This is a genomic window from Paenalicyclobacillus ferrooxydans, assembly GCF_001399675.1.
GTDB lineage: Bacteria > Bacillota > Bacilli > Alicyclobacillales > Alicyclobacillaceae > Alicyclobacillus_B > Alicyclobacillus_B ferrooxydans.
The window spans coordinates 152552-174566 of sequence record NZ_LJCO01000011.1; the positions used below are offsets into that span (position 1 = coordinate 152552).

At 52.8% G+C, this 22015-nt stretch carries 25 protein-coding genes; 24 read left to right on the forward strand and 1 reads right to left on the reverse strand.

All coding sequences use genetic code 11. The features are described 5' to 3' along the window. The first annotated feature begins 16 nt into the window (after positions 1–16). From murD to AN477_RS02955, 18 genes are all read left to right on the forward strand, one after another. Positions 17–1381: a UDP-N-acetylmuramoyl-L-alanine--D-glutamate ligase gene (gene murD, locus AN477_RS02870; protein ID WP_054967656.1), complete on the forward strand. Its 1365-nt coding sequence runs from the start codon at positions 17–19 to the stop codon at positions 1379–1381. A gap of 63 nt (positions 1382–1444) precedes the next feature. Continuing rightward, positions 1445–2554, forward strand: coding sequence for a stage V sporulation protein E (spoVE, locus tag AN477_RS02875; RefSeq protein WP_054967743.1), 1110 nt, complete (start codon positions 1445–1447; stop codon positions 2552–2554). Between the two features lie 272 nt (positions 2555–2826). Beyond that, positions 2827–4077, forward strand: a complete 1251-nt coding sequence (gene murA, locus AN477_RS02880; RefSeq protein WP_054967657.1) for a UDP-N-acetylglucosamine 1-carboxyvinyltransferase — start codon at positions 2827–2829, stop codon at positions 4075–4077. Between the two features lie 65 nt (positions 4078–4142). Continuing rightward, complete coding sequence (locus AN477_RS02885) at positions 4143–4928, forward strand: cell division protein FtsQ/DivIB (RefSeq protein ID WP_054967658.1); 786 nt, start codon at positions 4143–4145, stop codon at positions 4926–4928. A gap of 2 nt (positions 4929–4930) precedes the next feature. Next, positions 4931–5641 (forward strand): DUF881 domain-containing protein, encoded by a 711-nt coding sequence (locus AN477_RS02890; protein ID WP_054967659.1) that lies wholly within the window; start codon positions 4931–4933, stop codon positions 5639–5641. A gap of 31 nt (positions 5642–5672) precedes the next feature. Beyond that, complete coding sequence (locus AN477_RS02895) at positions 5673–6407, forward strand: DUF881 domain-containing protein (RefSeq protein WP_245631692.1); 735 nt, start codon at positions 5673–5675, stop codon at positions 6405–6407. A 5-nt stretch (positions 6408–6412) separates the two neighbouring features. Beyond that, positions 6413–6769, forward strand: a complete 357-nt coding sequence (locus tag AN477_RS02900) for a small basic family protein (protein ID WP_054967744.1) — start codon at positions 6413–6415, stop codon at positions 6767–6769. A gap of 159 nt (positions 6770–6928) precedes the next feature. Next, a complete protein-coding gene (ftsA, locus tag AN477_RS02905) occupies positions 6929–8158 on the forward strand; it encodes a cell division protein FtsA (protein ID WP_054967661.1) in 1230 nt (409 codons plus the stop codon). A 76-nt stretch (positions 8159–8234) separates the two neighbouring features. Next, positions 8235–9347, forward strand: coding sequence for a cell division protein FtsZ (gene ftsZ, locus AN477_RS02910; protein ID WP_054967662.1), 1113 nt, complete (start codon positions 8235–8237; stop codon positions 9345–9347). Positions 9348–9599: 252 nt separating this feature from the next. Then, positions 9600–10649 carry a sigma-E processing peptidase SpoIIGA gene (locus tag AN477_RS02915; RefSeq protein ID WP_083485891.1) on the forward strand — a complete coding sequence of 350 codons (1050 nt, stop codon included), beginning with the start codon at positions 9600–9602 and terminating at the stop codon, positions 10647–10649. Continuing rightward, positions 10561–11310, forward strand: coding sequence for an RNA polymerase sporulation sigma factor SigE (gene sigE / locus AN477_RS02920; RefSeq protein WP_425388113.1), 750 nt, complete (start codon positions 10561–10563; stop codon positions 11308–11310). The genes AN477_RS02915 and sigE overlap by 89 nt, the downstream gene beginning before the upstream one ends. A 144-nt stretch (positions 11311–11454) precedes the next feature. Then, positions 11455–12240 carry an RNA polymerase sporulation sigma factor SigG gene (gene sigG, locus AN477_RS02925; RefSeq protein ID WP_054967664.1) on the forward strand — a complete coding sequence of 262 codons (786 nt, stop codon included), beginning with the start codon at positions 11455–11457 and terminating at the stop codon, positions 12238–12240. Between the two features lie 131 nt (positions 12241–12371). Beyond that, the gene (locus tag AN477_RS02930; protein ID WP_054967665.1) at positions 12372–12665 is read left to right on the forward strand and encodes a YlmC/YmxH family sporulation protein; all 294 of its coding nucleotides are present in this window, start codon (positions 12372–12374) and stop codon (positions 12663–12665) included. Between the two features lie 195 nt (positions 12666–12860). Beyond that, the gene (pgeF, locus tag AN477_RS02935) at positions 12861–13685 is read left to right on the forward strand and encodes a peptidoglycan editing factor PgeF (RefSeq protein ID WP_054967666.1); all 825 of its coding nucleotides are present in this window, start codon (positions 12861–12863) and stop codon (positions 13683–13685) included. Between the two features lie 82 nt (positions 13686–13767). Then, the gene (locus AN477_RS02940) at positions 13768–14478 is read left to right on the forward strand and encodes a YggS family pyridoxal phosphate-dependent enzyme (protein WP_054967667.1); all 711 of its coding nucleotides are present in this window, start codon (positions 13768–13770) and stop codon (positions 14476–14478) included. A gap of 57 nt (positions 14479–14535) precedes the next feature. After that, positions 14536–14832 (forward strand): YggT family protein, encoded by a 297-nt coding sequence (locus AN477_RS02945; RefSeq protein ID WP_054967668.1) that lies wholly within the window; start codon positions 14536–14538, stop codon positions 14830–14832. Positions 14833–14834: 2 nt separating this feature from the next. Next, positions 14835–15611, forward strand: a complete 777-nt coding sequence (locus tag AN477_RS02950) for a YlmH family RNA-binding protein (protein WP_157061780.1) — start codon at positions 14835–14837, stop codon at positions 15609–15611. A 184-nt stretch (positions 15612–15795) separates the two neighbouring features. After that, positions 15796–16329, forward strand: coding sequence for a DivIVA domain-containing protein (locus tag AN477_RS02955; RefSeq protein ID WP_054967670.1), 534 nt, complete (start codon positions 15796–15798; stop codon positions 16327–16329). Between the two features lie 162 nt (positions 16330–16491). On the opposite strand, the gene AN477_RS24205 is transcribed toward AN477_RS02955, so the two are convergent. Beyond that, positions 16492–16668, reverse strand: coding sequence for a hypothetical protein (locus AN477_RS24205; RefSeq protein ID WP_157061781.1), 177 nt, complete (start codon positions 16666–16668; stop codon positions 16492–16494). Between the two features lie 168 nt (positions 16669–16836). On the opposite strand from AN477_RS24205, the gene AN477_RS02960 reads away from it, so the two are divergent. The 6 genes from AN477_RS02960 to AN477_RS02985 all read left to right on the forward strand — a co-directional run bounded on the left by AN477_RS02960 (position 16837) and on the right by AN477_RS02985 (position 22013). Beyond that, positions 16837–17454 carry a TraR/DksA C4-type zinc finger protein gene (locus AN477_RS02960; protein WP_054967671.1) on the forward strand — a complete coding sequence of 206 codons (618 nt, stop codon included), beginning with the start codon at positions 16837–16839 and terminating at the stop codon, positions 17452–17454. A 119-nt stretch (positions 17455–17573) separates the two neighbouring features. Beyond that, positions 17574–18041 carry a signal peptidase II gene (gene lspA, locus AN477_RS02965; protein WP_054967672.1) on the forward strand — a complete coding sequence of 156 codons (468 nt, stop codon included), beginning with the start codon at positions 17574–17576 and terminating at the stop codon, positions 18039–18041. Then, positions 18041–18982, forward strand: coding sequence for an RluA family pseudouridine synthase (locus tag AN477_RS02970; RefSeq protein ID WP_054967673.1), 942 nt, complete (start codon positions 18041–18043; stop codon positions 18980–18982). Before lspA ends, AN477_RS02970 begins: the two co-directional genes overlap by 1 nt. Before the next feature lie 235 nt (positions 18983–19217). Continuing rightward, a complete protein-coding gene (gene pyrR, locus AN477_RS02975) occupies positions 19218–19754 on the forward strand; it encodes a bifunctional pyr operon transcriptional regulator/uracil phosphoribosyltransferase PyrR (RefSeq protein WP_157061782.1) in 537 nt (178 codons plus the stop codon). After that, on the forward strand, positions 19720–20730 hold the full coding sequence (gene pyrB, locus AN477_RS02980) for an aspartate carbamoyltransferase (RefSeq protein ID WP_245631693.1): 1011 nt from the start codon (positions 19720–19722) through the stop codon (positions 20728–20730). Before pyrR ends, pyrB begins: the two co-directional genes overlap by 35 nt. Beyond that, the gene (locus tag AN477_RS02985) at positions 20727–22013 is read left to right on the forward strand and encodes a dihydroorotase (RefSeq protein WP_054967674.1); all 1287 of its coding nucleotides are present in this window, start codon (positions 20727–20729) and stop codon (positions 22011–22013) included. The genes pyrB and AN477_RS02985 overlap by 4 nt, the downstream gene beginning before the upstream one ends. The last annotated feature ends 2 nt before the right edge of the window (positions 22014–22015 follow it).

A 22015-nucleotide genomic window follows, 5' to 3' on the forward strand; every position in this document is an offset into this window, starting at 1 on the left:
CAATGGAGGATTCATGATGTTTGACAAAACGACCAACACAGTAATCGTGATGGGGTTGGCGAGAAGCGGCCTGGCGGCAGCTAGGCTCCTTTGCCAACGTGGATATGATGTCATTGTAAACGATCAAAAACAGCCTGACCCAAACAACGCCGAGGTGTCTTCACTTAAGGACCTCGGCGCTCGGTTTGTCTTCGGCGGTCATCCGCTTGAATTGCTCGAACAGCCAATCAAGTTTATTGTCAAAAATCCAGGGATTCCCTATCGAGTGCCGTTTGTGGCCGCAGCGATGGAGCAAGGCATTCCGATTTACACGGAGATTGAAGTGGCGTCTTGGTACGCACAGGGCCAGATAACGGCGATCACCGGATCGAACGGTAAGACCACGACCACAACACTCGTCGGGGAAATTCTTGCCGCCGCAGAACTTAATCCGTTGGTGGCTGGAAATATTGGAACGGCATTTTCGGCGGTAGCTGATGAGACTGTGCCGTCCCAGCCGGTTGTACTTGAGGTGTCGAGTTTTCAACTCCTTGGCACCGAGCGCTTTCATCCGCACGTGGCAGCCATTCTAAACCTGTTTCCCGCTCACCTCGATTATCACGGAGACTTCGATGCGTACTTCGACGCCAAATGGAAGATTTTTGCCAATCTCGATCAGGGCGATTACGCCGTGCTGAACTTCAATGACGATCGACTTCGCAAGCGTGCAGGGGAAGTGCAAGCACCGATATTTTGGTTTTCGACCGGACCGCTGCCGGATAGCTTGGAGGGCGTGTATGTAGAGAGAGATGTCATCATGGTGCGCATGAGTGGAAACTCCATTCCTGTCATGCCTGTGTCGGATGTGGCTCTGCCCGGTTCGCACAACCTGCAAAATGCACTTGCCGCAACGGCTGTCGCGTGGCTTGTGGGCGCGAGAGAATCTGCCGTACGACAGGTCCTCACAAGTTTTCGCGGGGTTGAGCACCGGCTCGAATTCGTTGAGACAAAGGGCGGGGTCCTGTACTATAACGATTCCAAGTCGACGAATCCCACGGCAGCCCTGCAAGCGCTCAGGTCTTTCTCACAACCAATTGTTTGGATTGCCGGTGGTCTCGACCGGCGGGATGATTACAGCGTCCTCGATGACGTTGTGAAAGCCCGCGTCAAAACGGCTGTGCTGTACGGCCAAACAGCGGCAGACCTGGTGGAATTTTGTCGCGGCTGTGATGTGGAACAAGTGGTGCGAGTCGACAACCTTGACGATGCTGTGCGAACAGCGGCGAATGCTGCCGTCGAAGGAGATGTCGTCCTGCTCTCGCCGGCCTGTGCAAGTTGGGACATGTTTACCTCGTTCGAAGAACGTGGACGAATGTTCAAGGAGGTTGTGCATAGACTGTAGCGTCGACGTGTGGACAGCCCCTCGCGGACCGTCCGCCGGCTCGAAAAGGAGGTGGCGCTCGCAGTGTTTGACCGGCAGATCCGGTTTGACTGGGTGATCGTTCTCGTCACGCTGGTTCTTTTGGCTATTGGACTGATGATGGTGCACAGTGCGAGTTCCGTGTTATCGGAGCAGAAGTTTAACGATCCGTTTTACTACGCCAAACGGCAGCTTATGTGGGCCGTTCTCGGGATCGTGGCGATGATCCTTGCTGCGAACTACGATTATCACAAACTGCGGACACTGGCACCTAAGTTGATGATCGCGGGGTTTCTGGCACTCGTCCTCGTGCTTATCCCGGGCGTAGGGTCAAACCGCGGCGGCTCGCAGGCTTGGCTTGGCATTGGATCATTCGGGATTCAGCCTTCCGAGTTCGCGAAACTCGCCTTGATTGTATTTCTCGCCCATTATCTAGCCGATGCAAAGGACAAAATGGATTCGTTTTGGAAAGGCTTCGTCCCGCCGTTGTCGATGGCCCTTGTCGCTGTCCTGCTGATTATGCTCGAACCAGACCTGGGCCAAAGTGTCGTCATTATGGGGACAACCATCATTCTCTTGTTCGCCGCAGGTGCCAGGTGGCGGCATTTGTCAAGTCTGTTTGGAGCAGGGTTAGTGGCGTTTGCGGGACTCGTCGCTGTAGCTCCGTATCGCATGGACCGGATTGTCGCGTTCCTCGACCCGTGGAAGTATCCGCTTGACGAGGGTTATCAGATTATCCAGTCCTTGTACGCCCTTGGCTCCGGAGGACTCATCGGTCTCGGGCTCGGACACAGTCAACAGAAGTTTCTTTATCTGCCTGAACCGCAGACCGATTTTGTTTTCTCCATTCTTGGTGAAGAACTCGGGTTTCTCGGCGGCGCAACAGTTCTCGCGCTGTTTGCGGTCTTGGTGTGGCGAGGCTTCCGATGTGCGATGTTTGCCCGCGATGAGTTTGGATCATTGCTTGCTGCAGGCATCACGGGAATGATTGCGGTGCAAGTGCTGATTAACGTGGGAGTCGTGACCGGGTCCATTCCGGCGACGGGGATTACGCTTCCGTTCATCAGTTTCGGCGGATCGTCCCTCACCTTGATGCTGACGGGTGTGGGGATCCTCCTTAACATCTCTCGCCAATCCGTATACGCGGTCGCTTGAACAGGGGCCCTCTGCTATCATGAGGCAGCAGAGGGCCTCTTTGTGTCGGCCGATGACCTATGAATCGCGGGTCAGGGCAGATAAGGCGTCCGGTACTCACCGTTTAGGCCGCAAAGCCATATGCTGACGTACGGACCTGGGCATGTGAACGGAACATTCCTTCTGTGTAATGACATCAAGTCCAGGAACCCGAATTTACCAGGATACGTAATTTAGGCTTGAAACTGAGGTCAGCGCATTACCAAACAGGCTGCCTCAGGGAGGTGACGGGTGTGGAAGCCTTTGAGGTAACAGGTGGTCGTCCGCTGCACGGGACAACCATGATTTACGGTGCCAAGAATGCGGCTTTGCCGATCTTGGCAGCGACCGTTATGGCCGAGGATGTTTGCGTCATTGAAGGGGTTCCGCGACTGCAAGATGTTCGCGTGATGGTAGAAATCCTCCGGACGCTCGGCGCAACTGTGGACTGGCAAGAAGACCGCTTAGTCATTGATCCAAGCCATATCCACAGCACAGACGTGCCATCTGATTTGATGCGTCAGATGAGGTCCTCCATTTTTCTGATGGGTCCGTTGTTGGCTCGCTTCGGTGAGGTTCGCGTATCACGCCCGGGCGGATGCGTGATTGGACAGCGCCCGATTGACTACCATTTGCGCGGGATGAAAGAACTGGGTGCAAAGGTAGAGGAAGCCCACGGATATGTGCGGTGCTCTGCGAACCGTCTCTATGGTGGACACATCAGCCTCGATTTTCCGAGCGTCGGTGCAACCGAAAATTTGATGATGGCTGCTGCATATGCGGATGGCACGACGGTCTTGGAAAACGTGGCTCGGGAACCCGAGATTGTCGATTTAGCTGTGTTTTTGCAGAAATGCGGTGCGAAGATTGAAGGGGCAGGCGAAGACCGGATCGTCATTACCGGGGTACACCATCTCGGCGGCGCCACTCACCGCATTATCCCGGACCGTATTGTTGCGGGAACCATTATGATTGCAGCCGCAGCGACAGAAGGGGATGTGACGCTGGAAGGTGTCGTTCCGTCTCATCTCGGAGCAACCATTTTAAAACTCAGAGAAACTGGCGTGCAGGTCACCATCGACCGTGATATAATTCGGGTGAACTCTATGTCCCCTCGTCGCGCTGTCGACATTCGGACAGCGCCGTTTCCTGGCTTCCCTACTGATTTACAGGCCCCGGCTATGGCCCTGTTGACGACCGTAAACGGCACCAGCGTTATCCGCGAGAGCGTCTTTGAGGCGCGGTTTAAGCACGTGAATGAGCTGGCGCGCATGGGTGCGGACATCGGAGTCGACCTTCAAACCGCAGTTATCCGAGGCGTGAATCGCTTGACTGGAGCTGATGTCGAAGCGAGTGACCTGCGGGGTGGTGCGGCTCTCGTGGTTGCCGGATTGATGGCTGAAGGTAAGACCCGAATTGAAGGTTTGCATCACATTGACCGTGGCTATCAGCAGCTGGAAACCATGCTTCGCGACCTCGGTGCGGACATCGTGCGAATTGACTGACCTGTGGCAACCCTGGCAGGAGCAATGGCTCTTGCCAATTTGCCGGACTCTGGAGGGACAAGCCTGTGCCGACTTCGGCTGTACATAAGAATCAGTCACGAAAAGACAGAAAGAACAAGGCATGGACACGGAGAATTGTGTTCGCCTTTTTTATATTTATCGGTTTGATAGTTCTGCTGGAATCACCGCTCACCCGGATTCGCCATGTGTTTGTCAGAGGTAACGCGCTGCCTGCGGCTATGCTCATCAAGGACAGCGGACTGAAAAACGGGATGAGTTTATGGCAAGTGAACGCTGGTTCGGTGGCACATCGGATTATCGCGCGTGAACCACTCGTTCAACATGTCAATGTACACACGAATTACATGTCGGGTACAGTGACGCTCAGTGTCTCGCAAAAGCAGGAAGTGGCTGTCTTTCAGCAGGGGAACCAGTATTACAGTCTGCTGGACGATGGGACCGTCTATCAAAAAGTCCAAGCAGGTGCCCCCATCACCGTTCCGATTGTTTCATCGAGTGAGGCCAGCATCAACGTCAAGCCTGGAATTGTCTCAAATATCCCCGGCATTGTGTCGTTGTGCGGGCAGCTCGGTCAAACGTCGTCGTCAAATCTTGCCGATATTTCGCAGATTGTGTTGAACCAATACGGTGATGCAGCCATCTATTTGGACAACGGTTTTGTGGTTCAGACGCAGTCAGACCAAGTGTCGTCAACATTGGGCAGCGTAAACTCGGTGATTGCCTACTTTGTGAAGCTCGGGTATGGCCCGGGGATGATTGATATGACTGGGCAACCGCCGTATCGGTACACGCCCTTCCGACCGTCAACAACGACGAAGAAAGGAAACTGAACATGCGGACGAGAACCAAATTGGCACTATCGCTCTCTGTGGTGTCGCTGGTATTGGGCTTTATGGTCGCAGTGCAATACAAACAACAGGCACATACGACGTCCTTCTCGTTTTTCTCTGGCGACCCGCAGCAAAAGCAACTGATGGCTGAACTGACTGCTCTGAAACAGTCTAACTCAAATGCAGAGGCCGAGCTCGCTGCTCTGACGGGACAAATTTCCACCTATGAGCAGCAATCCACTGGAGGCAATGCAGCCCTTCAGACGTTGCAGCAAAAGTTGCAAGACGAACGGATCTTGGCAGGGGTCAGCCCTGTCGCCGGACCTGGTGTCAGCGTGACACTGATGGACGGTGTGGCAACCGGAAACAACGTTGAACAGGTGCTGACGCATGACTGGGATATTCGCAGTGTGATCAACGAATTGTTTACCGCCGGAGCGGAAGCTGTCTCCATCAATGGTTACCGTGTCGTTGCAACATCTGGTATTTTTTGCACAGGACCGGTTGTCGAAATCAATGACCACCGGATTGGCGCTCCGTTCACAATTTATGCGATTGGCGATCCGCAGGCTTTAAAATCAGCCTTAACCATCCAAGGAGGCATTCTGGACAGTCTGCGGCAACGTGGAGTTAACGCTTCGGAACCTCAGGAGATGCAAACGATATCGATGCCAGCCTATACCGGAACGATTATGGCAGGGCCTTCACAGTGAAACACAAACCACGGGGAAGGGGCGGAGTTCCGTGAAGAGAACCACGTTTATGTGGTCGCTCACTGGTATTACGACATTGGTGGGATTCCTTGTGACCGTGCAGTTGACGTCAAGACCTCCATCAACTGCGTCTGGTTTATCGAGTTACATCGACTTGCGGACGCAAGTATCCGAGCTGAACCAGGAGCACCAGCTGCTTGAACAGCAGATTGCGAAGGCCAACAGCCAGGTCTCTGAGTACCGGGCGGCTGCCGGACATGGGACAGATATGATGCAGGCTCTTGAACAAGATGCAACAACCGTCGCGAAGGAGGCGGGACTCACACCCGTCAGCGGCCCCGGGATTACGATTCAAATTCAATACGATCCCAACCTGCCGTTTGACGAACAAACTGCAGGGCTGTTTGACCAGATATCCGATCAGGAAATTGGACTGATTGTAAACGACTTATTCGCCAACGGAGCATCGGCCATCAGTATCAATGGACAGCGACTGGTGACTACGTCTTCGATCCGCTTGGTATCGGGCCTCAGCGGTAATGGTACATTGCAAGTGAATACCGTGCCTGTCACAAGTCCCTATATCATCACGGCAGTCGGTGATATCAACCGAATGCAGGCTATCCTGACGCTGAACAACACAGTTCAGGAGTTGAACATCATGCAAGAGCAGTGTTTGATTACGCCACATCCAAGCCCAAAAGGCGTTACGGTTCCGGGGTATCAGGGACCTTTGCCAGGCAGTTTTGCAAAGGAGGTGCACTAGTTTTGATTTGGTTGCCTGTACTTGGGCTCGTTGTGGGCGTAGCCATCGGGTTTGTTGCAAATGTGACTATCCCAATTATGTACTCGAGTTATCTCTCGATTGCCATTCTGGCTGCGCTGGATACTGTGTTCGGCGGCATCCGAGCAAGTCTTGACAAGACATTCGACTCAGCCGTGTTTCTCTCCGGGTTCTTCTTTAACACGCTGATCGCTGCGTTGCTTGCGTACATCGGCAATCAACTGGGTGTTGATCTTTATCTTGCAGCCGTTGTCGCTTTTGGCGTCCGTCTGTTCCAGAACATCGCCGTGATTCGGCGCGTGGCGTTCGACAGGGCAGGCAAGCGAAGACTCAAAGGCAACTGACATCTAATCCAGATGTTGGATGGTTTTTGTTGGTGTGTACCCGTGAGGTTGAATTACGTCGAAAAAAATTTGTTTAAAAAAGAGGATTGTCGTTTGGCTTGTGGAAATAGCAATAAGTCATATTGTGCACTGTCGTGGATGTAGGGAGGTGCCACACGTTTGGCCAAAGGAGAATACATCGTCAGTTTAGACATCGGCACTTCTAAAGTAAGGGCAATTATTGGAGAGCAATCTGGGAACTCAATAAGTGTCATTGGCGTCGGCTCGGCTGACGGTGAAGGGATACGTCATGGATCCATCGTAGATATAGATCTTACGGTTCAGTCAATCCGTGAAGCGGTAGACCATGCGGAGCGCATGGTTGGAATTCACATTGCATCAGCCTACGTTGGTATTTCCGGCAATCATATCCAGCTTCAAAGCAGCCATGGAGTGGTCGCTGTATCCTCGCAAGACCGTGAAATTGGAGAAGAAGACATTGAACGTGTCCTGCAACAGGCACGGGTCATTGCCCTGCCTCCAGAACGAGAAATTATCGATGTTGTTGCCAAGGAGTACATCGTAGACGGACTGCGCGGGATTATGGATCCTCGTGGGATGCTTGGTGTACGCCTTGAAGTGGAAGCGTACTTGATTACCGGTTCGAGAACCGCCATTCACAACGTTGTCCGATGCGTGGAGAAAGCGGGAATCGAAGTCGCAAATCTGGTTCTGATGCCGATGGCTGCAAGTGCTGTTGCGCTCTCCCAAGATGAACGCAAACTTGGCGTTGCCTTGGTTGATGTAGGCGCTGGCGCAACGTCTGTATCGGTGTTTGAGAATGGCGTTTTGGTTGGGACGAGCATCATTCCGATGGGCGGGGACTATGTCACACATGACATTGCGATTGGTCTTCGGACCCAAACTGCTCAAGCGGAACAGGTTAAGTTGAGACACGGCTGCGCGGCTATTGAGGCTGCCTCTGACAGCGAACGCTTCAACGTACCCCGCATTGGGAATCATCAAGAAGTGGAATACACGCAGCAAGAATTGGCATCGATTGTCGAGCCGCGGATGCAGGAGATTTTCTCTTTAGTCCGAAAAGAAATTGAAAAGATGGGCTACATTCATGACTTGCCGAGCGGGTATGTCTTGCACGGTGGTTGTATGTCGATGCAGGCCGCAGGAGAGTTGGCCAGTCACGAACTGCAGGCTCCTGTTCGAGTTGCAGTGCCAGAATTCCTTGGCGTACGGGATCCGTCGTTTGTGAACGGTGTCGGTATCATCAGCTACGCACTGCGTTCGCAGTTGCGAGCGAGTCAGGTTGATATCGTCACTTCAGGACGACCGGTGAAAACCGGTGGCGGTATGTTCTCCCGTATCAAAGATTGGTTACGTGACTTTATCTGATACGTGCAAACTGTATCAGTGATGGTTTGTCAAATCCAGCAGCGGCTGAGGTTGGGAAAGTCAAGGAGGAGCAGCAATGCTTGATTTTGATGTTGATTATGAACCACTGGCGAAAATAAAAGTCATCGGGGTCGGTGGCGGTGGTTGTAACGCTGTCAACCGGATGATTGAATCCGGAATTGAGGGTGTCGAATTCATTGTGGTGAACACCGATGCTCAGGCGTTGCAGCTCTCCAAGGCCTCGGTTAAACTGCAAATTGGTGAAAAACTGACGCGAGGGCTCGGTGCTGGTGCAAATCCTGAAATCGGGAAAAAGGCAGCAGAAGAGAGCCGGGAGTTGCTCGTTAATGCCTTGCAAGGGGCGGACCTTGTGTTTGTCACCGCAGGAATGGGCGGTGGAACAGGGACAGGTGCTGCACCGATTATTGCGGAAATTGCCAAGGAGATTGGTGCTCTCACGGTTGGTGTTGTCACAAAGCCGTTCCGCTTCGAACAAAAACGTCGCATGTCCCAGGCGGAAAGCGGGGTTAATAACCTGAAAGAAAAGGTTGACACCCTGATTGTGATTCCAAACGACCGCCTGCTTGAAATTGTAGATCGAAACACGCCAATGCTAGAAGCATTCCGTGAAGCTGATAATGTGCTTCGCCAGGGCGTTTCCGGTATTTCAGATTTGATTGCGGTACCTGGACTCATCAATGTCGACTTTGCCGACGTGAAAGCCATCATGGCCGAGCGTGGTTCAGCCTTGATGGGTATCGGTGTGGCAAGCGGTGAAAACCGTGCGACGGATGCTGCGAAGAACGCCATCAGCAGTCCGCTCCTCGAGACCTCGATTGATGGTGCAATGGGTGTACTCATGCATATCGCAGGCGGTTCTGATCTTTCCCTGTGGGAAGTCAATGAAGCTGCTGATATTGTTTCAACCGCGGCAGACCCTGATGTAAACATGATTTTTGGCGCACACATTAATCCTGAACTCGGAGACGAGATTGTGGTTACGGTGATTGCGACCGGCTTCGAAAACATGGGCAAACCAATCCAACAACCCATGAACCAGGCAGCCGCAACGACTTCACCAAAGTCGAAGATTCCATCTATCGATGACTTCCAGCCACAGTCGGGAAATACTTGGGATGTTCCTGCGTTTATGCGTCGTCGGGACAGTCGCTTTGGGCGAGACAAGTAGGCATCCTGCAAACTTAGAAGATCCTCGGGCAGTCTATGCAGCAGCATAGACTGCTTTTTTTATGCTCGTCGGGTCCTTATCATCAAAACTCCGCCATATCATCAAAACTCCTCAAGGAAACCTTCTTCAAACGCGCTGATAAAATTCGTCTGCTCAAATCCCTCGTGATTTTCCGCATGGACAACTAGCTTTCAGAAATCAACAAAAGATCTAGTAATTCGTTGTCAAGTTCCGACAGGGTTTGAAATAGAGATGTACTATACTATGGCCATCGCAGCTCGAGGTGATGCCGTGCCTGTCATATACGCAGACGTGGTTTTCGCAGTCAACCTGTTGATGGACGGTGTGATCATCATCGCCACCACCCTCATCATAAAGCGCAGAGTTCGCCCGATGCGCACATTTTTGGGGGCGGTGTTCGGGGCCGCGTACGCGATGCTCCTATTCACTCCACAGCTCTCGTTCCTCACCACTTGGGTAGGAAAAGCGCTGGCGTCCCTGTTGATGGTTGTCATAGCAATTCCATTTCGCAGTTTGCTCGAATTAACCCGTAACGTGGTTGTGCTCTACTGCGTCACCTTTGTGCTCGCAGGTGCCGTGCTCGCATTGCACTTTGCTGCACCGGGTATGTCGCTGGCTCAAGGAACGGTCATTTCAGGAGGGCGTATCGCGTTCCAGACATCGGTCTCCGGGCTGGCAGTGGTTGCTGCTATACCCATCGCGATGTGGCTGCTTCATGTTGCGATTGGACGTGCTCGCAGAATCCGTCACCAGTCCCAAAGTTTGGTGTCCGTGACGGCTTCGCTTGGTGAAAATCAAGTAGAGTTTGTTGGCTTGCTCGATACCGGCAACCAGTTGCACGATCCGCTTTCCGGCCTTCCAGTATGTCTGCTTGATGCGTCTGTGTTTGAGCGTCTGGTGCCTGATTCGATGGGGATTTTGTTTCAAAAAGGAGTCGATCTTCTCGCTGCGATCCCCAACCTCGCTCATGAGCCTGGAATGCCCAAACTGCATCTTGTGCCATTCCGCGGTGCCGGGGGTGCACAGAAAGTCACGATAGCAATCCGTCCTGATCAACTGTGGGTCACGCATGACGGTGCTGACCGGGTCTTAGCTCGACCGTGTCTACTGGCTTTGCATATGGACCCACTGTCTGTTGACGCCCGGTTTGAGGCCATATTACACACAGAAATACTTACGGGGGATGACAGACATGACAGAAACACATCGACTCAAAAAAGTGAGTATGAGACTTCGAATTCGGTTACAACTGCTATGGATTCGCGTCCGATCCAAAATTAATGGAGGCGTCGAAGAGGTCTACTATGTAGGCGGCAGCGAAGCCCTGCCGCCTCCGCTGACAAGGGATGAAGAGGCGTATCTTCTGACCCGTCTGCCAGATGGCGACGAGTCCGTAAGGTCCATGCTGATTGAACGAAATCTGAGACTCGTTGTATATATTGCAAGGAAGTTTGAAAACACGGGTTTACACATCGAAGACCTCGTATCGATAGGGACGATTGGCCTCATCAAGGCAGTGAATACCTTCGATCCCTCGAAAAAAATCAAGCTCGCCACATATGCGTCGCGCTGTATTGAAAACGAGATCCTCATGTACCTGCGCCGAAACAATAAGCTAAAGTCAGAGGTTTCATTTGATGAGCCGTTAAACGTGGATTGGGACGGCAATGAACTGTTGTTGTCCGATGTGCTTGGAACAGAAGCAGATACCATTTATCGCAATCTCGAAGATGAGGTGGACAAGGTCCTGCTCTACGATGCGCTGTCGAAGCTGACTGACCGAGAGCGGAGAATCATGGAACTGCGGTTTGGGCTTGGCCGGCCGTCAGAGATGACACAAAAGGATGTTGCGGATCTGCTCGGTATCTCCCAGTCTTACATCTCTCGGCTTGAAAAGCGGATTATCAAACGCCTACGCAGAGAGTTTAACCGAATGGTGTGATTTCAAAACGGTGTGATTTCAAAGAAGTCTGTGAACCGCCCCTTGTTGCATAAGTTTGCCCCCCTCGGAAATACTGATGACGACACTTCGGACCATTTGCTTTGGAACTGCTGAACTCGTCAGTCACCTTGGGGGGAACGTGGATTGAAGCGTACGAAAGTCGAGATTTGCGGTGTGAACACCTCGCAACTTCCGGTGCTCACGAATGCTGAGATGCGAGAACTGTTCACAGTTTTGAACGAAGGTGACCTGTCTGCGCGAGAAAAATTGGTCAATGGAAATCTGCGGTTAGTACTCTCCGTCATCCAGCGGTTCAACAACCGTGGAGAGTATGTGGACGACCTGTTTCAGGTTGGTTGTATTGGCCTTATGAAGGCCATTGATAACTTTGATCTCGGTCAGAACGTTCGTTTTTCTACATATGCAGTCCCGATGATTATCGGTGAAATTCGGCGTTACCTGCGTGACAACAATCCGATTCGAGTCAGCCGGTCACTGCGTGATATCGCCTACAAGGCACTCCAGGTTCGCGATCAACTGACAAATCAAAACCTTCGCGAGCCAACGATTCAGGAAATCTCGAAGGAGTTGTCGCTGCCGAAGGAAGATGTGGTGTTTGCACTTGATGCCATTCAGGATCCAGTCTCCTTGTTTGAACCTATCTACCATGACGGAGGCGATCCGATTTACGTCATGGACCAGATTCATGACGATAAAAACCTGGACAAGTCTTGGGTGGAAGAGATCGCCGTTCGGGAAGCCATGCGCCGTCTGAACGACCGCGAGAAAAAAATTCTGTCGATGAGATTCTTTGAGGGGAAAACACAAATGGAGGTCGCTGAAGAGATCGGTATCTCACAAGCGCAGGTATCCCGGTTGGAAAAAGCCGCGATTCAACGTATGCAAAAACACGTCCAGAGTGACGCCTGAAGAACAACGGAGAGTCCTCGATAGTCTTCGGTACTTGGACGGTTCCTGAAAGCAAAACATCCCGCCTCGGCAAGTTCTATCTTCTTCGACATATACTGAGAGGAGAATGGTGACCTAGGAGGCGGGACACTATGCGCATATCTGACCTTCAATCGAAAGACGTCGTCAGCGTTGGAGATGGAAAGCGTCTAGGGTCGATTGGAGACCTGGAGATAGACACGGACAGCGGACTCATTTCTGCCTTGGTGATACCGTCGCAAGGCAGGTTCTTCGGGATGATCGGCAGTGGACAAGATTACGTGATACCGTGGAATCAAATTGTGAAAATCGGAACCGACGTCATTCTGGTGGACCTCAGACCGCTTCGGGAGACAGGTTATTATCTGCCTCCTCAATCTGGGAAACATGGCACGGGAGGGTACTGACCCGTTACCTCGTGCCGGCCCATCTTGACCGAGACCTTGTTTGATGTCCCTCTTATTCTGCTCCCCAGCATTTTTGGCATTCGGCTCCCCGGACTTTGGGGAGCATTATTCTTGTTCGCACGCACAATCCGAGCGTTGCCTCGCAGCCGTCTTCTGTCGTAAGCTCTAGGTAGCAGAACGGAGGGAGGCGTTTTTTTGTTTGACAGCTTGGTTGGAGGTGCCTTGAATTCAAACGTCTGGGTGATTCCAGAATGGTCGGATGACTTGGTGCGCGGAGGTTTCTCATTCCGTCAAGGCGGGTTCAGTGAAGGGCCATACGAAACGTTGAACCTTGGGGCAAAGGTTGGCGACGACATAGAAAAAGTGCGTATGAACCGTGAAGTAGTAGCAACCGCGGGGTTTGGCCCGCAGACTGAATGGGTGATGGCTCAGCAAGTCCACGGTCACAACGTCGGGGTGGTCGGAAGACGGGAACGCGGTGCAGGTGTGACTCTTGAGATGCCGCCGATTCAAGATTGTGATGCACTCGTGACGAACGAGCCGGAAACGACGCTGGTTATTTTGACGGCAGATTGTGTGCCGGTGCTGTTTTACGATCCGGTTCATCGCGCGATTGGTGCAGCCCATTCAGGTTGGCGCGGAACCACGCAACATATTGTTCAGCAGGTGATTTTGCACATGCAATTCCTGTACATGACTGAGGCAAGAGACCTGCGCGTCGCCATCGGTCCATCTATCCATAGATGTTGCTACGAGGTGGATGAGCCGGTTGCTGACATCGTTCGAAACGAGTTTGGTGAAAACTACTTGGTATCTCGCTTTCAAAAGCCAGGCAAGTACCTTTTGGGACTGCAAGACTGCATCAAGCGAGACTTGATCCAGATGGGTGTGTCTCCGGCGAACATTGAAGACGCCGGTCTCTGTACCTCTTGCCATACGGATCTGTTGTTTTCGCACCGAAAAGAGCAAGGCAAAACCGGTCGAGAATGCGGCATTATTCGGTTGAATCACTTTGAGTGAAGACGGGCGGGCAGACTCTTCAAACGAGGGTTAGAAGGACTTCTCCGTAAAGAGTGGAAATATAATGGGGGAGGGTGGTTGGGTGGACGGCAAGGCGGAGTACGAACAAAGGTTTGATGACGTGTTGTCTGCCGTGGCATCTGCCTGTACCCGTGCAGGCAGGGCGTCGCAAGAGATCCGTGTCATCGGCGTAACAAAAACGGTGGATAAACAGGCGATAGATCCGCTGCTCGATGTGGGCGTCCGGGAGTTTGGAGAAAACCGGTGGCAACATGCCAGGGAGATGCTAATGCATCCCCGCCGCTCAGAAGCAACTTGGCATTTTATTGGGCATCTTCAAACGAAAAAGGCTAAGTACATCGTACCGAATTTTGACTACATTCACTCCATTGATTCCGTGCCCTTGTTGCAGGAAATTGAGCGCCAGGCTGAGCGTTTCGAGAGACAACTGTACGGCTTGATTCAAGTCAACGTCTCCGGTGAGGAGACGAAGTATGGTGTTGAGCCGCATTATGCAAGGGCCCTTCTCGAAAGAGCCACACAGTGCAAGCGGCTGCAGGTCGTGGGACTTATGACCATGGCCCCGGCTGGGGTGTCTGAAGAAGAGGCTAGAGCGGTTTTTCGCGGGCTGTCGTCGCTCCGATTCGAACTCAGCGAACAACTCGGGCTGGAATCGCTGACTGAGCTGTCGATGGGCATGTCTGATGATTTCCCTTTAGCAATTGAGGAAGGCGCGACAATGATTCGAGTAGGTCGGCGTCTGATGGGCGACAGTTTTACGCCGGCAGGATAAATCTCCTCTGTCTAAATTGACTTTAGAACCGAATGACACCCGAAATGAGGCCAATGAATGGGCATTTATGTCGTTTTGAACATTGTGAATGGCGTTCTCGCAGCATACGGGTACGTTTTGATTGCAACCGCTATTATTTCATGGATTCCAGACTTGTCCTCCACACAACTCGGCCAGATCCTGGATCGACTTTCAGACCCGTATTTAAGATTATTTCGACGATTCATACCCCCTGTTCAACTCGGCGGCATCATGCTTGATGTGGCATTCCTCGTCGCCATCATCGTGTATTTCTTCGTAGAACGCGGAATCATGGCCGTACTCGTCAGTGTCGCTGCAAGGATTATTGGATGACGATGAATGACACATCCACACAGGGCTGGTTGCGCCCATCAGAACAGTCCTTCTACCGAAGAGCAACAGATCTAACGGCTTGGGTTCGCCGCGAGATGAACTGGAAGCTGACCGATTTTCTCAGCCCGCGGGAATTTCAGATCGTGGAGTCAGTCGCGAGACGTGATGGTTGTCTGGCTGTTGGATATGGCGGTGCTGCGGCGTCCGAGCGGTTACGAGCGTATGTCATGCCGGATGACTGGCAGCCTCAAAAAGAGGACTTCAATATCACGCTCCTGCAGGCACAAACATTAGAGGGTGAGCTCAGTCATGGGGCAGTACTGGGGTCCATCCTTGGGACAGGCATTGACAGAAGGAAAATCGGAGACATTGAAGTAAGGGAGCAATCTGCAATTGTTGCTGTGTGTCAGGATATCGTCCCGTTTCTGCAAACGCACTGGGTGCAAGCGGGCAGGCATGCCATTTCATTAACCGTGACACTGGACGATGCCTTTGTTGGTCCTCAATATGACGACGAGCTTGTCTCCCTCGCGTCGCTGCGGATCGATGCTCTGATCGGGGCATGTTGTCACTGGTCACGAACGAAAGCGAAGGAGGCCGTGGAACGAGGAGACGTCTCGCTGAACTTCACGGAGGTTTCGAACGCGGACGAGCCTGTTGGAACAGGTGATATCGTCTCAGTACGACATTTTGGTCGAATTCGGATTCATGAGACCATCGGCGAATCGAAAAAAGGTCGCCTGCGGATTAAGGTCGGCATACTAAAATCCAATCATTAAGCAGGAAATGTGTTTAATTGTGTCGAAAGAGTAACAACGTTTTGTGCTAGTTCTGCCAAGCATTGTCGATTTTTCGCGAAGTCGGTCGCTGGCAAAGCCGGGCACGTCAGAAATAAGTCGAATTATCGCGCAGGTGTGTCACCACATCGAACGCGATGATGTGCTGATAGGAGGGGGCCAGAGGATGCCGTTATCCCCGTTGGACATTCACAACAAAGAGTTCAGTCGCTCGTTTCGAGGCTATGATGAGGACGAGGTGGATGATTTTCTGGAACGAATCATCCAGGATTATGAAGGATTGATCCGTCAAAACAAAGACCTCGAAGAAAATGTTGAGCATATGAAAGAAAAGCTGAGACACTTTACCAACATCGAAGAGAGCCTGAGCAAGTCTATCATTGTGGCTCAGGAGACTGCGGAAGAAGTAAAAAACAACGCAAGAAAAGAAGCGCAGTTGATTATCAAAGAAGCGGAAAAGAACGCGGACCGCATTGTCGCCGAAGCGCTCAACAAGTCTCGCAAGATGGCCCTTGAAGTGGAAGAAGTGCAAAAGCACGCAGCAATTTTCCGAGCCCGCTTCCGTTCGTTGATTCAGGCGCAGCTTGAGATGCTCGAATCAGGTGATTGGGACAAGTTTGACAGGGATGTGAGTGTCCGTTCAGAGGTTCCTGCTGTGCGTGATGGTTACACAAGAGAATACGCATCCCAAGAAGGCTGATATCTCCCGAACGCCCGAGAGTGTGGAGCAGTCCTGTCCAGCAATAGACTGTGTCTTTTGACTCCGTACAGGTTCTGATGCTGTGTAATTCACTCCATAAAAAAGAACCCAGAGGGAGCGTCAGCTCCCTCTGTTCTTGTTTTATGATGGCGGCACAGCAAGTCAAACCATGCGTGCCAAGAAGTAAGTCACGATACCGAGCAGCAGCAACAGGAAGAAGAACGGTGTATATGGAATGTTGAACGCAAACCAATAGTGAACAAGAAAGCTGGCGACGATCTCAATGCCGCCAATCCACATCGCAACCAGAGCAATCATCTGCAATTGATACCTTCGCAACTCACTCTCTCCTCAGGCTCGTCTACTCTCCATCATACAAGATTGAGCGCGCAAATTCCTTACGGGAGTCCATCTTAAGTTTTCCAGTTCCGACGGTGTATCACGGCCGTTCGATGCAGGGAACATAAGGTGCACAGTCAGGTGTGGAACGAGAGGAGAGGGGACACATTGGACGACTTCCGGGAATCAAAGCGTCAGTTACTTCAAATGAAGAGCGAGTTAGAGGATAGACTGAACCGGACGGGGCGCTATGGGTTGGATGATCCGATGCGCGACGAGTTGGGTGAGCTTTCGTTAGTGGACAATCACCCGGCCGATGTTGCATCTGAGTTGTTTGAACGTCAAAAGGACTTGGGCCTGGTACGCTTAGCCGAGCAGCGACTCGACGAAGTGAACGGGGCCTTAAAGGCAATCGACGATGGGCGTTACGGAATATGCCAGAACTGTGGTAAAACGATTGGCCAGGAACGGATGGAAGCCAATCCGCTGGCAACCCTGTGTATCGACTGCCGGGAACGCCAGGAGGACCTGCGCTATGACCTTGTGCGGCCGGTCGAGGAATCGTTTCTCATGCCTTACTGGGGGCGTTCCAATCGAGACAATTCCGACGTCGTGGAATTTGACGGGGAGGACTCATGGCAGGCCGTTGCCCGTTACAACCAACGTGCAGGGTATGACAGGGACTACGAAGTCCCGCTCGATCGCGAAGACATGGATGACAACGAAGGCATCGTCGACCCGATAGACCGGATCTCCAACGAACAATACCGTGCACAACGCCCCTGAACGGGTTACTTGCCGCGGATCACCCGATGTTTCTTTCTGCTGGTTGGCTACCGAGATTGGTGACTTGTGGTAGACTGTTGCAGTGAACGCATCGGAAGGTTGCGCTGGAGGTGGCATTGGTGTTGGTTTACGTGTTGGCCGTCGTTGTCTTTGGACTCGATCAACTGATTAAGTACATTGTTCGAACTTCGATGGCTGTGAATCAAGAGATCCCGATTTGGCCGCACGTACTCGTGCTAGACTATATTCGGAATCCAGGTGCAGCGTGGGGAATGTTTGGCAATGACAGGTGGCTGCTGATTCTGATCGCACTTATGGTCATCGGCGCGGTCATATACGTACAGTCCCGCTACCGGCTGCGCCGAGTTTATCAAGTTGGTCTCGGTCTGGTTCTAGGCGGTGCGCTTGGGAATTTACTTGATCGGATTCTCTATGGCAAGGTCATTGATTACATCTATTTTCAGGTCATCAATTACCCTGTGTTCAACCTCGCCGACAGCGCGATTGTTGTCGGCGTGTTGCTGATTTTACTTCAGACCTTGCGTTCGGGCAGAAACGAAGAGCAGAAGCCTTCGGAGGAAAAATAATGACAGAACAATTCAAAGATGTCGTGGTCCCTTTAGACGATGAGGGGACAAGACTGGATGTGTGGCTGACAGAAGCCCTTCAGGACGAAGATGCAGACCTCTCGCGGAGTCAGGTCCAAGCCCTGATTCAGGCAGGCGCCGTCACGACGTCTCGCACACGGGTGAAGGCGAGTGACAGGGTTTTTGCAGGCGAAGCGTACCATGTTGTCTTGCCTGAGCCTGAACCGATGGAAATCGTCGGCGAATTGATGCCGATTGACGTAGTTTTCGAGGATGAGGCCGTCGTTGTGGTGAACAAGCCGCGAGGACTTGTTGTGCATCCCGGAGCCGGTCACCTGAAGGGGACGTTAGTGCAGGGTTTGGTCGGCAGAGGCACGACTCTCTCACATCTCGGCGGGAGTTTTCGTCCAGGTGTCGTCCATCGGATCGACAAAGACACATCTGGGCTTCTTGTGTTGGCTAAGACAGATGCAGCGTACCATGCGCTCGCAGAGCAGTTTAAGGCGCATTCCGTCGACCGTGAGTATCGTGCCATTGTGCATGGGAACTTGGAACATGACGCAGGAACCATCGACGCACCCATCGGACGGGACCCGCAAAACAGGCAGAGAATGGCTGTTCGGGAGGCCGGCAAACCGGCTGTGACACACTTCCGGGTCGTCGAGCGGTTTACAGATTACACATATCTGGAGCTGCGGTTAGAGACCGGCCGTACGCACCAGATTCGCGTCCATATGGCGTACATCGGGTTTCCACTCGCGGGCGATCCGGTGTACGGTCCTCGTCACACACTTGCAATCTCCGGGCAAGCTTTGCATGCAGCGACACTGGGGTTTGATCACCCATTGACCGGACAACGGCTTTTGTTCACAGCGGACCTGCCCGATGACATGCAGCGGGTGCTCGGCGAGCTGGAGTTTCTAAAAAGCGCTGATTCATAAACGTATTTGGTTGACGTGCCCCTTTAGGGGTTGACGATAGACCTTTGTTTTGCTAACTTGAATAAGAATCATGTACTGCCTTTAAACCAGTCCCGTGAGATTGGAAAGGGGTCGGAATATGGAAGTGGTTCTGCATATTCGCGTGCGCATTGCAGACACTACTCTCTTCGGCTACCTACCGTCAAACGGCAGGTGGCCTTTTTTGTGCCCAGGCAGCAGGAGAGGCGGGAAAGCCGTGAATCCAAAAGCACAGATTATGGATAGTGTCGCAATGCGGCGCTCAATTACGAGAATGGCTCACGAAATTCTCGAGCGAAACAAGGGGCTTGATGGTGTTGCCCTCGTCGGTATTGTTACACGAGGTGCCCACCTTGCAGACCGACTGGCAGGGAAACTGCTGGAAATTGAGGGGACCAAGGTTGAGGTCTATCACCTGGATTCAAGGCCCTATCGCGACGATGTCATTGGCGAAACGACACGACGCCCCCTTGAGGGCATTGCGGTGTCAGGCAAAACAGTGGTCATGGTTGACGACGTGCTCTACACAGGACGAACCGTCAGAGCCGCGCTGGACGCACTGATGGCCACAGGCAGAGCAAAAGCCGTACAACTTGCGGCTCTGATTGACCGCGGGCATCGAGAGCTCCCGATTCGCGCTGACTTTGTCGGGAAAAACGTACCGACTGCCAAAGACGAAAAGATTGCAGTTCACCTCACGGAGGTAGATGGAGAGGACGGTGTTTGGATTGTCAGCCAGTCTGAACGTGTTTGATACAAAGGGACAGTCCCTGGCGGAACCATCACAAGCGTCTGCAGTGTCTCACGGAAAGCAAGATATCGTGACGGTGCGTGCACTCACCCGAAACCGCGTTGAAACCTATATGCAGCTTGCACAAGAGCTTCGAACAATGCCCCGTCGTGAGGTGATGGCGCGGCGTCAGGGCGCCATTGTCGCCTCCCTGTTTTACGAACCGAGCACACGGACACGACTCTCCTTTGAAACCGCTGCGCTGCGGCTTGGGGCCCGTGTGGTCGGTGCGGAAAATGCTTTGGAGAATTCGTCCGCAAAGAAGGGCGAGCGACTGGAAGACACGTTGAGGATTGTGGGTAGCTACGCTGACGCGATTGTCGTTCGACACCACGAAAATAACACACTCGCAGAGGTTGCGAGCTTGTGCCCTGTACCGGTGGTGAGCGCGGGAACTGGAGCCGGAGAGCATCCGACTCAGGCGCTCCTTGACGTCTACACCCTAGAGCGTGAACTTGGCCGGGTCGACGGCTTACACATCAGCATCCTCGGCGACCTCCGTTATGGACGGACGGTCCACTCACTCTTGTATCTGCTCACACAGTTTAACGGTGTTGTCGTTACGATGTTCGCAGTACCGGGCTTGGAGCTGCCGAGTGAAATGGCAGCGTCGCTGGCGGCGGACGGACTGCGGTTGCGGACGGTGGGCACACTTGAGGAAGCACTCAGTGAGACAGACGCTGTCTATCAAACTCGGATACAGCGCGAGCGCTTGCAAGGGGAAGATGCCCTCAGTCTGGCCGGACTCACACATCTCGGTGTTGAGGAACTCCGGCGTTTACCGTCACATGCGAGGATCCTGCACCCGCTTCCGAGGCTCGATGAGCTAAACCCTGAACTCGACCATGACCCGCGCGCTGCATACTTCAGACAGGCCGAAAACGGACTTTTCATACGCATGGCTGTTTTGGATAGTCTGTTGAAAGAGGGGATCTCGTGAAACGGAAGATTACAGGCGGACGATTGCTTGATTTAACAGATGGCAGTCTTACCGAGACGGAGATTTTGGTTGACGAAGACTCTGGTCTCGTCGTTGCAATTGGCTTTGATTTGCCAGCGGCTGATGAAACGATAGAGCTTCACGGCGAAGTTCTGCTCCCTGGTTTTATCGACCTTCACGTGCACCTTCGTGAACCTGGTTTTGAACATAAAGAAACGATTCAGAGCGGTGCCCGTGCCGCTGCGGCAGGGGGATTCACGAAAATCGCTTGCATGCCGAACACCAACCCGCCGCTGGACAGCGCAGCCAAGGTTCAGGACGTCAGGGAAAGGGCGCAGGCGGCCGGAGCGGCTGGTGTGTTCCCTATCGCCTGTATCACGGAAGGCCAAGCTGGAAAGACACTCACCGATTACCAGGCACTAAAGGAAGCCGGTGCCATTGCACTGTCTGACGACGGCAAGGGAGTGCAGGATGGGGGCCTGATGCGGGAAGCCTTTATCCGTGCAGCTGAAGTTGGATTACCGATTGCCATCCACGCAGAGGATGAGTCGATTGCAAGAGACGGTGTGTTCAACCCTGGCGCTGCCGCAAAGTACGGCGTCAGTGTCCAACACGGCGAGTCTGAGTCAGCGATGATTGCACGAGATTTGCTTCTGGCCGAGCAGACAGGTGCGAAATTGCACATCTGTCACGTCAGTGTTGAACCTGCGGTCGCGCTTATCCGTTGGGCAAAACAACGGGGAGTCCGCGTCACAGCTGAGGTGACTCCGCATCACTTGCTGTTGTCTGAAGATGCAATTGAGCGTGCAGACCCTGTCTATAAAGTCAATCCGCCGCTGCGCAGCGAGGCTGACAGGCTGGCCTGCCTCGAAGGGTTTCTGGACGGAACACTCGACGTCATTGCGACAGACCATGCACCGCACAGTGCGGAGGAGAAGGCAAAGCCCCTCTCTGCAGCGCCGTTTGGCATCGTCGGTATTGAAACGGTGTTTCCACTGCTCTACACCTACCTGGTTGAGACGGGTCACATCAGTTTGCGGGATTTGGTTCTTCGTATGAGCACTCGCCCAGCCGAAGCCTTTGGCCTCACAGGAGGCTCCATTCGAGTGGGGGGACCTGCGGATATTACGGCCGTCGACTTAGACACAGAACGAACCATTGATCCAGAGAAGTTTTACTCGAAGGGCCGCAATACCCCGTTTGCCGGGTGGCAAGCGAAAGGTTTTTCACAGCTGACGCTGTTTGAAGGTAAGGTCATTTACAAGAATGAGGAGGTGCGGTAGCG

What these genes read in the sequence shown, in the direction of transcription:
- AN477_RS02950 (WP_157061780.1), top strand. Translation starts at nt 14,835, where the DNA reads ATGAATGACACATCCACACAGGGCTGGTTGCGCCCATCAGAACAGTCC.
- ftsZ (WP_054967662.1), top strand. Translation starts at nt 8,235, where the DNA reads ATGCTTGATTTTGATGTTGATTATGAACCACTGGCGAAAATAAAAGTC.
- AN477_RS02915 (WP_083485891.1), top strand. Translation starts at nt 9,600, where the DNA reads ATGTACTATACTATGGCCATCGCAGCTCGAGGTGATGCCGTGCCTGTC.
- AN477_RS02930 (WP_054967665.1), top strand. Translation starts at nt 12,372, where the DNA reads ATGCGCATATCTGACCTTCAATCGAAAGACGTCGTCAGCGTTGGAGAT.
- AN477_RS02945 (WP_054967668.1), top strand. Translation starts at nt 14,536, where the DNA reads ATGGGCATTTATGTCGTTTTGAACATTGTGAATGGCGTTCTCGCAGCA.
- AN477_RS02955 (WP_054967670.1), top strand. Translation starts at nt 15,796, where the DNA reads ATGCCGTTATCCCCGTTGGACATTCACAACAAAGAGTTCAGTCGCTCG.
- murD (WP_054967656.1), top strand. Translation starts at nt 17, where the DNA reads ATGTTTGACAAAACGACCAACACAGTAATCGTGATGGGGTTGGCGAGA.
- AN477_RS02890 (WP_054967659.1), top strand. Translation starts at nt 4,931, where the DNA reads ATGCGGACGAGAACCAAATTGGCACTATCGCTCTCTGTGGTGTCGCTG.
- AN477_RS02970 (WP_054967673.1), top strand. Translation starts at nt 18,041, where the DNA reads ATGACAGAACAATTCAAAGATGTCGTGGTCCCTTTAGACGATGAGGGG.
- sigE (WP_425388113.1), top strand. Translation starts at nt 10,561, where the DNA reads ATGACAGAAACACATCGACTCAAAAAAGTGAGTATGAGACTTCGAATT.